Origin of the sequence: Devosia rhizoryzae (assembly GCF_016698665.1) — a bacterium.
Taxonomy (GTDB): Bacteria; Pseudomonadota; Alphaproteobacteria; order Rhizobiales; family Devosiaceae; genus Devosia; species Devosia rhizoryzae.
Genome location: NZ_CP068046.1, coordinates 3037327 through 3047713, shown reverse-complemented (window position 1 = coordinate 3047713; position 10387 = coordinate 3037327). Strand labels below are relative to the sequence as shown.

The 10387-nt window shown below is 61.1% G+C and carries 8 protein-coding genes; 6 read left to right on the top strand and 2 right to left on the bottom strand.

All coding sequences use genetic code 11. The annotated features are described in order from the left end of the window. Positions 1-38: 38 nt before the first annotated feature. Together JI748_RS14875 and JI748_RS14870 are read right to left on the bottom strand one after the other, a co-directional pair. Complete coding sequence (locus JI748_RS14875) at positions 39-389, bottom strand: hypothetical protein (protein WP_201632389.1); 351 nt, start codon at positions 387-389, stop codon at positions 39-41. Positions 390-404: 15 nt separating this feature from the next. Then, positions 405-1370, bottom strand: a complete 966-nt coding sequence (locus JI748_RS14870) for a hypothetical protein (protein ID WP_201632387.1) — start codon at positions 1368-1370, stop codon at positions 405-407. A 367-nt stretch (positions 1371-1737) separates the two neighbouring features. Here JI748_RS14870 and JI748_RS14865 point away from each other — a divergent pair, with 367 nt between their 5' ends. The 6 genes from JI748_RS14865 (at position 1738) to JI748_RS14840 (ending at position 10307) form a co-directional block, all read left to right on the top strand. After that, on the top strand, positions 1738-3699 hold the full coding sequence (locus JI748_RS14865; protein ID WP_201632385.1) for an AAA family ATPase: 1962 nt from the start codon (positions 1738-1740) through the stop codon (positions 3697-3699). Then, entirely contained in the window at positions 3692-3916 is a 225-nt protein-coding gene (locus JI748_RS14860; RefSeq protein WP_201632368.1) for a hypothetical protein, read from the top strand. The genes JI748_RS14865 and JI748_RS14860 overlap by 8 nt, the downstream gene beginning before the upstream one ends. A 526-nt stretch (positions 3917-4442) precedes the next feature. Next, entirely contained in the window at positions 4443-4967 is a 525-nt protein-coding gene (locus JI748_RS14855; protein WP_201632365.1) for a TnsA endonuclease N-terminal domain-containing protein, read from the top strand. 89 nt (positions 4968-5056) lie between these two features. Next, positions 5057-7402 carry a hypothetical protein gene (locus tag JI748_RS14850; protein WP_201632362.1) on the top strand — a complete coding sequence of 782 codons (2346 nt, stop codon included), beginning with the start codon at positions 5057-5059 and terminating at the stop codon, positions 7400-7402. Positions 7403-7455: 53 nt separating this feature from the next. Continuing rightward, positions 7456-8412 carry an ATP-binding protein gene (locus JI748_RS14845; protein WP_201632360.1) on the top strand — a complete coding sequence of 319 codons (957 nt, stop codon included), beginning with the start codon at positions 7456-7458 and terminating at the stop codon, positions 8410-8412. After that, positions 8409-10307, top strand: a complete 1899-nt coding sequence (locus JI748_RS14840) for a TniQ family protein (protein ID WP_201632357.1) — start codon at positions 8409-8411, stop codon at positions 10305-10307. Before JI748_RS14845 ends, JI748_RS14840 begins: the two co-directional genes overlap by 4 nt. The last annotated feature ends 80 nt before the right edge of the window (positions 10308-10387 follow it).

Here is a 10387-nt window from a genome sequence, read left to right as displayed (position 1 = left end):
CTTCCCCGCCGCCAGCCTTCACCCCGGCCAGGGATGGGTCAAAGCTGAGCGAAGTGCTCGACGAGCTGCCGCGCCTGGCTCAAGGACGTCGGGAACAATCGCATCAACGCCTTGCCTTTCAACTCCGTCACGTTGAGGTTCGAGTTCCGAGGCTTGTCTGCTGGATAGAGCTCCCGCTCGATTGCCGGGATCAGGCTGCCAGGCGCCAAGTGCGCAGCGACCCAGACCGCATTCTTCCCACCCGACCCTAGATCGAGAGCAATGGCATCGCCGCGCCGGTTATGGAAGGTGGAGATGTACTTGGTGCCGCCGGCGGCGCGCTCCGGATGCGGCTGCCACCTCGGGTCGCGCAGCATGTCGGCATTGAGACTCTTGTTGATGGTCGACATTGCAGGGTCTCCTTTTCAGATTCGGGCCGTGGCGCCGCTGTGGCGCACAACCAGATCGGTGTAGATGTCAGGATCTATGCCGGCGGCACCGGCCAGCGCTGCGGCGTCGTCGATCGTGCCGATATCGCCGCGCGTCCACTTCTTGATCACTTCCACTGGCAGGCCGCTGCGCTGCGCAAGGACATCGGTGGTGATCCTGTTGGTCCACGCATAGATGCCGAGCAGTGCGCCGACGTCGTCGATGGTATTGGCGCGTTCCGCTGCCCATGTCGGCCAATCGGCGCTCAAGCTGCCAGCATTGAAGTTTCGGCGTCCTGCCAGCCACTCCAAAGTGTCGAGCGGATCGCCGTACACGCCCAGCTTCAACTCAGACGGCATCGATCGGATCGGCTTGGTGCCTCCTGGCCCGACGAAGTTCCGCACGGACGAAATGTTCATGCCGGCCAGCGCCGCAATCTCGAAAGGGGCGAAGCCCAACTCCAGCTTCGAGTTTCGAGGAAAGCTTTGAAGGTAGTCGGCAAGATTGGCCTTTGCGGCAGCCGCCAAGTGCAAACCCGGAAGTGGCGCCTCGTCGCCGCGGTCCCGACGTTCCTGGAAGCGGTTGGCGTACTCGCTCAACGACGTCGCATAGGAGTCCCGCGGTATGGCCGAGAGGAAGTAGGTCATCCAATTGAGGGTGTCGGACTGGAAGTCGCCGGTGTCGATCTTGTCGAGCGGGGTTTCGTCGTGGACGAAATCGAAACACGCCTTCGCCGTCTTCCAGAAATGAGTGTCCTTCGCATCGAACTGCTCGATGTCGGAAAGTTCGTCTGCCTGAGATGCGGCCGAGCGGGTAGGGTCGTACGCACTCCCCAGCGCAGCCTTCCCTATCCCTTTGGACACGACGGTACGATCGCCAACCAGGCTCTGCGCCGCCACGGTGATGAGGAAGCTCCCCAGTTTCACGTCTTTCTCTATGTCGTCCCAGCTTGCAGTCTGCATTCGAACCCTCACTTATATGATATTATCGATATCACAAACCTACCCGACCGCAACTCCGAAAGTGATACTGGTTGCATCATTTATTTTTCTGATTCAGGCCGATTTCGAATTGACGGGGGGAAAGAGGTTCACTATCTGTTCATCATTGCAGCGAGAACCCGCCATGTCGCAGACCATGCACATCGCCATCGATCATGCCGAACGCGCGTTCGTGCTCGCTCCTTTGCATCTCGCCCTCATATCGATATCGGGCAAACGCGCTTCCTGAGCGCCTGAACCAATTCCGATATCACCACGCCCGCATGGGCATTGAGGACCGGCCCGCCGGGTGCATTCTTGCGCCCCGCTGCTGGCGAAGAGATTCAACATGGCCGACGAAAACAACGAAGACATCTGGGACAACGACGTCCTCGAAGCCGCAGAAGCAGAAGAGCTGCGCAATAGGCCGATTGGCGCAAAGCGGGGTGCCCATTTCCTGCTGCCGCAAGCCCTGGTCGAGAACGCCATCGGCATGGCCGGCATCGAGCAGATCAGGAACACGAAGTCCTTCTGCCTGGTGGCGCAGGCTCCATCCGTCGATTGGGTCGCACCGCTCCATCGGTACTTCCGGATGGGAACGGACTGGGATTTCCACCACAGCAAGACTGCGCCACCCAAGTACCAGGCGCAGCAGGACGAAGTGACGAAGGATCAAACGACCCAGGCAATCGCGATGGGAGGAAGGTGCCTCGGTGTGTCCCAACAGCTCTCGCTGCTGCCCAACGCCATGGTTGCCGCAGCAGACATGACCCTGGTCCTGCCTCACCCGACAGCTCGCGTGGTCAATGCGGTGATCAAGTCGGTCACCGGCAGAATGCCGCGCGGTCTCGATGACCGTACTGTTTCGGTGCTCGATTTCGGTGAGATCGCCACCAGCATTCGCTCCGGTTCATCGGCCCGCGCCTGTGTCGACCGGCTTCGTGCTGCTGCCCTGCGGAAGGTGCGTCCCGACCAGAGCGTCGACGACGCGCCACTGCTCGAGGATCTCCACGGCTATGGTGCTGCCAGACAATGGTGCAATGAGTTGGTTCAGGATCTCGATGCCTGGCGCCGCGGTGAAATCCCATTCTCGGCAGTTTCATCGAACGTAGTGCTGTCCGGTCCGCCCGGCGTCGGCAAGACGACATTGATGAAGAGCCTGGCACGATCTGCCGGTGTTCCGCTCATCGCCACCAGCGTTGGAAGTTGGTTCGCAAATTCGCCCGGATTCTTGGACTCGGTGATCAAGCAGATCGACTCGGCTTTTGCCCAAGCGCGGGCAGCGGCGCCGGCCATCCTGTTTCTCGACGAGATCGATGCCGTCCCGAATCGTGCCACGCTTTCGCCGAGGGGAGCCGACTGGTGGTTGCCTGTCATCACTCACCTGCTGACCGTATTGGATGGAGCGATCTCGGGCGCCACCGAGAATCTGATCGTCATCGGCGCGACCAACCACCCAGAGAAGCTCGACGCCGCCCTGGTAAGGCCTGGGCGCCTAAACCGGATCATCGAGATCGAACGCCCTGATGAAACTGCGTTGGCCGGCATCTTCCGCCAGCATCTTGGTGGTGAACTTGCCGATGAGGACCTGACCCAGGTAGCCTCCTTGTCGATGGGAGCGACCGGCGCCAACGTGGTGGAATTCGTAAAGTCCGCCCGTCGTCGTGCTCGGGCGGCCAAGCGACCGATGATGATGGTCGACCTCACTGCGGCGGTAGCGCCCGAGGAGGAACGCTCCCCCGACCTGATGAGGCGCGTCGCGATTCATGAGGCCGGTCATGCCGTGATCGCCCATGTCAATGGCATGGGGCGCATCCTCGGCGTCTCGATCGTCTTGAGTGGCGACAGGGGCGGCTTCGCCCATGTGGAGAACGATGGCCGACTGCCGACCAAGGAGGACGTGGAGAAGCTCGTCATGCAAAGGTTGGGTGGTCGTGCGGCCGAGCAGGTGATGCTGGCTTCGGTGGGCACCGGATCCGGCGGTTCCGAGCATAGCGACCTCGCGGTGGCCACGCGCCAGGTCGCACTGATGCACCTTGGTCTCGGAATGGGCGATGGCTTGGTCTATCGAGCCGATGAGGGCGGCGTCGACCACATCCTGGCCTTGGACCCCAGGATGACGGCGGTGGTCGATCAGGACCTGAAGCGACTTTATGCCGAAACCATCGCCCTGGCGCAGCGGCATGTGGACTTGATCGAAGCGGTTGCCAACGCGCTCATCGAGCACCGACACATCGGTCCCGCAAAATTCCTCGAGGTCGTCGATCGCGTCCATGCCGCCCGTCAGATGAAGGAGATCGGCAATGGATGATCTTCTCGTTCGAGTGCTGACCAGACTCCTCAGGGTGGGCGACGAACTGGGCGAACGAGCGTTCGAGGACGCAGCGCATCGATCCCTCGTTGCCATTGCACGGTCCGTGCAGATCGAGGCAGCCAGGAAGGCCGGGGTCGATGACCCCGGCCTCGGAGACGGCGTTCTGCCATTCCCAACGGTGCCTTCGCGAAAATCTCAGGACGCCGCATCCTGAGCATTCGTTAAAATCGTCTGCACTGGATTACCGGAATTGAAGGATCCAACGGCTATGGACAGCACCATGAGCAATCTTCGTCACATATCGCCCCTCGGCGCGCGGCTGGACCGCGGTGCAGCTTTGCACGCTGATCGGGCGAATTCCCGCTCGGCGTAGCTCTACCACCCTCCATCCCGCATCCGCACAAGACCTGCCCCTGGCCAAAGGCCGGCGGGCCGCCAGCACGACCGTCGTCGTGCCCGGCACCAACGGATGGAGACCGCTATGTACCAGGATAACCACCTTTTCTTCGAGGCGTATGACGCCCTAATGGCTGGCTTGGAGCCGTTCTCGGGCACCATCATCGCGCCCGCCGGACAGGATTGCTCGATAGTCTAGGCCACTCGTCGGCCCCCGTGTCGATCGGGCCATCACTATTGCGCCCAGCGTTGCTCAGCGCAAGATTCCCCGCCGCAAGCGCGGATCGAGGACAGGCTTTAAGATCGATCCGTTCCAACGACGCAAGGTCTGGTTCGAGAGCGGCTTGGAATCCTGGTGGCTCCAGGTTCTCATGGCGCATCCCGATGTCCATGAGATCCGTGAGCAGCAGCTCCTTGAGATTCCGGTCGGACAGAACTTGGTGAAGCATTACTTCGACTTCGTGGTCATCTGGAAGGATGGTAGCACCTCCGCCTGCGCCGTGAAGTACCGCAAGGATTCTACTGGTCTCGACGACCTGCTCAAGGCAGCAGCCAAGGAAGTGGGCGACGCTTTCGCTAGCGACTATCGCATTTTCGGCGAGGACGGCATCAACCGAACCATGCTGTGGAATGCCAGCTGGGTCATCCGCTGCGGCAAGGACCACGACTACGAAGCCCAGGCGGCTCTTGCCGGTGTCCTGGCCAATGCAGGTCGTTCCGTCCGAGTAGCCGATTGCGACGCCATCGTCGGCGACGGACAGCGGGGCAGCCGAGCAGCCATCGCGCTGATCAAGTCCGGCAAGCTGGTTATCCCGGCCGACGAACGCCTGGGGCGGGACACCGTCCTTGGCAATCTCTTCACCAACTGAGCAATCGGGGGCGGCCGCGCCGCTCCCTGTTAACCCGTCCTAGTACGTGGGGACGCCACGTTGCCGGGACGAAATCAAGGGCTCCTACGATGAACGCCATCACTGTCAGGCACCAGACCTTCGGCCGATACGACCGCATCAGGATCGGCAAGGCCAACTATCGGTATGTCCGCTGGGAGGAACAGGGCGAGGACGGGGGTGCCCATATCCTGCAGCTCACCGCCGATGGGCTGCTGCTGGACGATCAGATCCGTCTGACCGACAAGAAGATCGCAGAGCACCAGCGTCTCAAGAACTTCAAGGTCGAGCCCGCCTATTACACCAAGGCCCTCAACGAGCTGCGCTTGCGCCAAGACGATTCCAACCTGCTCGCCCTTTCGGAGGATCAGGTCCGCACGGTGATGTGGAAGACCGAATGGTGCGTTCGCTTCCATAACGCACGGATCTCTTCGGCAACCTCATTCCGGCCCAAGATGACGGACAAGGAGATGCAGATCTTCATCGACAGCGAAATGCACTTCATGAACCGCTGGTACATCCAGAAGTTCAAGGAGGCACGGCCACTCGGTCGTCCGGTGAAGGTTGTAGGCCACGCCGGTGGGGATGAGTCGGCCAAGGAGCACAAGCCTTTCGACTATCCGAGCCCCGCAACCCTCCGGAACTGGTTGCGGCTCTACAACCGTGCCGGCGAGCGCATGGCGGCCTTCGCGCCGCGGTATCATCGCTGCGGCAACCGCGCGCAAATGGATGCCGAACTCTCCGCCATCGTCGATGAGTGCGTCGACGGATATGCCAATCGAGGATGCCCCACCCGCAAGGACATCCACGACCAGGTCGAAATCGCGGTCAGAAAGTACAATGCCAAGCACAAGGACCGACCGCCGGCGTCGGTCAGCCAAGCCACGGTCAACCGACGCATCTCGAACCTCGACCCATTCTACGTCGACGTAGGGCGTCTCGGCGTCGACCGTGCGGTGCGTAAGTATTCTCTCGTCGGCAAGGGCGTCGAAGTCGACCTGCCGCTCGAGCGCGTCGAAATGGACGATTGGGAGGCAGACCTGCAGGCCATCCTGGCTCCTACGGAATTCTGGTCGAAGATGAATGAGAAGCAGCGCGCGGCCGTCGCTCGGGTCCGTTGCACTGTCACTGCTGCCATCGACTGTCGAACCAGGTCCATCGTCGGGTTGAACGTCTCCGAGAGCACGCCATCCACGCCGGCCAGCAAAGCCGCGCTCAAGTCCATCACCGAGGACAAGGCCGAGATGGCCAAGTACGGCGGTGCCAAGCGCGATTGGCCTATGTTCGGCAAGCCGGACAATTTGTTCACCGATGGCGGTCCGGTGTTCAAGGGCGAATTCCAAGGGGCGGCAGCAGCGTTGGGTCTTGATGTGACGCGGCCAGACCCGGATCCTCGCCAACGCGGTACTATCGAGGCTTTCTTCCGCTACCTAAGGCGATGCTGCCGATACTTCACCGGCCAAACCTTCAGCAACGTCGTGGAGAAGGCCGACTACGATGCCGAGAAGATGGCTAGTCTCACTGTGGACGAATTCCGCAAGGCCATTATCCGCTTCATCGTTGACGTCTATCACAACAAGAAGCATCGGGGCTTAGCGTACGAAACGCCCTTTAATGCATGGCAAAGGCTGACCAAGAACGGGGCACCGGCGACCATCACTCTGGCCCAGCGTCGCGCTGCCTTCGGCTTCCGGCATGAGGGCGTCACCCTGGACAACCAGGGCGTGCTGTATCTCGGCATTTCCTATAATTCCGCAGCACTAGGCGAAATCCTGATGAAGCGCGGGTTCAGAACCAAGGTGACCTTGATCATCGATCCGGAGGACTTGGGCACGGTGTTCGTGCTGGTGCCGTCCAATCTCAGGAAGGGCTTGCAAGCCAAGTTTCCTATGGAGATGCACGACGAGTTCCTTGAAGTTTCGGCGACAGATGAGCGGTTCCAGGGCGTGACGCTATCAAACCGACTGCTCGGAAATCAGGCCGTGCTCGATTTCGTCAAGCAGTCGCAGAAGGACGGCGACAGCTACCGCATCGATGGGAACGAAGCCCTTACCGAGAAGGGCAAGAAGGCAGCGCAACGAGCGGGTTTGCCCACTCACCTTCTGACCAAGCCGGCGTACGAACGCGTCGTGGCAAAGTTCCGCGTCACGGGGGCTCAGTCGACCGGTGCCCCTGTGATCGGCAATGCGCCAGTTGCCGTCGGCCAAAACGCTTTGGGCAAGGTCGTTGCCACCTCGAAGACGACACGAACCAAAGCTGCACCCAAGCAGGTGCAGCTCGATGCATTGGCAAATCCACCTGTCGAACAAGTTGCAGAGCCGCTTGCCCCTGTGGCGTCCACCCCACCTACACCGCAGCCTCCAGCTCAATTGCCAAAGACCGCCAGCAGAAGCATCAACCAGGGAGACGACGATTGAGCCTTGACCAGTATGATGCCCAAGACGACTTTCTGGCGCTCATGCGCAGCCGCATGCCCGAAAAGCATCAGGCCGCCGGCAACGTGCTCGATTGCGTCAATGCGGTCTATGTCGAAAGCCCGAGGGACACGATCCTCCGCAATAGCTTCGACCGCTTCCTGGGCTATGTCATGGCAGACCAGCGCCATGGTCGACGTGGCAAGGGGAACGCGTTCTTCATCACTGGCCAGAGCGGCGCCGGCAAGACGGACATCGTTGAAAATCTTCTCGCCGCGCACCCGGTGATGCAGCCCGCGGCGGTAGGGGTCAGCATGGTGCGTCCTTGGGTGCAGGTCTCTCTGCAGGGGCCAGCAACATTGGGTGTTCTGGGTCGACAGATCATGTCGGTGAGTGGTTACGACGTAAAGCCAACTATGCGCGAGAACACTGTTTGGGAGCTTCTGCCGGGCCAGCTGGAAAAAGCAAAAGTCCTCCTGGTCCATATCGACGAGACCCAGCACCTCATGTCGAAGGGGGCTGCGACGGATAAGGTCGCTTCTGCCCTGAAGGGCCTCATGAACCACAAGCCCTGGCCGGTCAGCTTCATCCTGTCAGGCATGCCCAAGATCAACGAGCTCAAGGTGCAGGACGAGCAAGCCGAACGCAGGAACTTCAGTCTGGCTCTGGCAGCTCTTCATCCTGAAGCGGACATCGACCTGATCGTCGAGATCATCAAGAAGCATTGCGAGGCTGCCGACATGAAGTGCGCTGCCCTGATCGCGACGGACATGCCAAAGCGAATTGCCCATGCAGCCAATTACCAGTTCGGTCGCATCTGCGAAGTCGTCATCTCCGGGATCCATCATGCCCTACTCGCCGGTGACAAGGAATTGCTGCGGGAGCACTTCGCGAAAGCGTATCGTGACCACTCCAACACCAGGGGGCTCGACGACCTGAATCCTTTCCACGCCGATGATTTCCTGGGCATCAACGCAGGTTACTTCTCGATCAGCGCCGGTGACCACACGTGAACGAGCGCTTCATTCTCAACCCCCTTCGCTTCCGGCATGCCCATGAACCCAGGGAGACCGGTCCGGGTTTCGCCTCACGCCTTGCCGCCATGAATGGGCGTCTGATGGGTGAGATGTTCCAACACATGGGCATCCAGCCCCATGCGGTGGACAACGGCGTTGAAGCTGCGGTGCGCATGGTGGCCGACCTTGGCGATGTCGATGCCGAGCGCCTGCTGGCCCTCACCCCCAAGCCCGTCGATGGCAAGCGCGAATACCATGTCGCCGGCGAAGTGCTCGGCCCGCTGGGAATCAATCGCACCTTCTTCCGGTATTGTCCGCACTGCGTTCTCGAGGACCTGAAGCAATTCGATGGCCCTAAGCACGGGCGCCCATGGCTGCGGCTCGAATGGACAATCCTGCATTACAGGGCATGCCACCATCACAACGTCTATCTGGTCGACGCTCAACCTGTCCGCCGGCGTTTCCAACCCTTCGATTTCTCCGAAACCATGCAGGGACTGCTGCCCAGCATGGAGACCATCGCAGCCGAAACCTTGCCGGCCAGTCCGTCCCGCTTCGAGCAATGGCTCGTCGCCCGCACCGATGGGGTCAAGGACAGCAGCAACTTCCTCGACACCCTTCCGCTCTACGTCGCGGCCCAGTGGTGCGAAGCCTTGGGTGTGTCGGCCCTGCATCCGAGCAAGGTGCAAACCTCCAGGATCACCCAGCAGCAGTGGGCGGTGGCCGCCGATGAGGGCTTCGGCATCGCCGCGGAAGGCAAGGACGCCATCGTGCGCTTCCTGCGCCGCATGACCAGCGCCGAGCGGCGCACGCGTGGCATTATCGGACCGCGCGATACCTATGGCGTCGGCTACGGGTTGCTGCAGTCGACCATGGACGATCCAGCTTACGAACCCCTGCGCGCCATCGTGCGGGACTACGTCATGACCGCAATGCCTTGGGAGATCGGCACCGACGTCCTCGGCGTGACCCTGGATCGAGCCATAATCTCCACCGTGCGTACATTGGCGCTGGCATCGGGCGTCAATCCGACCACCCTCCGAAGGGTCCTGCGGAAGAAGGGCCTTGCCAAGAAGGACCTCAAGGACGGTTTGCGGAACCACCGTGTTCTGCTGCCCGCCGAACAGGCCGAAACCTTGGCCAGCAAGCTCAAGGGAGCGCTTACTATCCCCCAGACCATGGAGCAGCTCGGCGTCGAGCGTCGTCAAGTCGAGGCCCTCGTGGAGGCAGGAGCCTTGGTCTATGCCACAGGTGTTGCTCGCGACGAATGGGAACACAGCCGGTTCGCCCAGGAGGATGTCGATGCCATGATGATGCGGTTGCTCGATGGTGCGATCGAGATCGAGGAGCCCAACGATCGGCAAGTCGATATCGGCACTGCACGCCACATGGCCGGCGCCACCACCGTCGATGTGCTGAAGCTGATCTTCGAGAACCGGTTGGGCTGGAAGGGCCTTCGTGCCGGCCAGAGCGGATACAACGCGATCCTGCTCGATGTCGATGAGGTCACGATGCTGGTGCGCACCGATGCGCCCCAGTTCATCAACCTGCGGTTCTGCGATGTGGAAACCGTGGTCCCCGGATTGGGGCAGCGTTCCATTCAGCCCCTCATCGATGCGAAGAAGCTGGTGCAGACCATGGAGTACAGCCCCAACGCTAGGCGCGAGGTCCCTGTGGTGACCGCCGAGAGCGCCAGGACCTTCAGGGAGACCTACGTTACCGCCGGCGAGCTGTGCCAAACGCATGGCCTCCACCACAAGCAGGTGAAGTACCGGCTGCTCGACGCAGGGGTCGACATGGAGTTCGACCAGGGCACGGTCAAGGCGATGATCTATGATAGGGCAAAGGTGGAGCGGGCGGCGGCCGACAGGCCCGAAATCTGGGTCGCCTGACAGGTTCAGTCCGCGCATATAACGAGCGTTTATGATCATGGCGTTCGCGCCATGGTCTCAGCTCTATCCATCTGCAGTGC

Coding starts and splice junctions, on each gene's coding strand:
- JI748_RS14845 (WP_201632360.1), top strand. CDS start 7,456: ATGCCCGAAAAGCATCAGGCCGCCGGCAACGTGCTCGATTGCGTCAAT.
- JI748_RS14850 (WP_201632362.1), top strand. CDS start 5,057: ATGAACGCCATCACTGTCAGGCACCAGACCTTCGGCCGATACGACCGC.
- JI748_RS14860 (WP_201632368.1), top strand. CDS start 3,692: ATGGATGATCTTCTCGTTCGAGTGCTGACCAGACTCCTCAGGGTGGGC.
- JI748_RS14870 (WP_201632387.1), bottom strand. CDS start 1,370: ATGCAGACTGCAAGCTGGGACGACATAGAGAAAGACGTGAAACTGGGG.
- JI748_RS14875 (WP_201632389.1), bottom strand. CDS start 389: ATGTCGACCATCAACAAGAGTCTCAATGCCGACATGCTGCGCGACCCG.
- JI748_RS14865 (WP_201632385.1), top strand. CDS start 1,738: ATGGCCGACGAAAACAACGAAGACATCTGGGACAACGACGTCCTCGAA.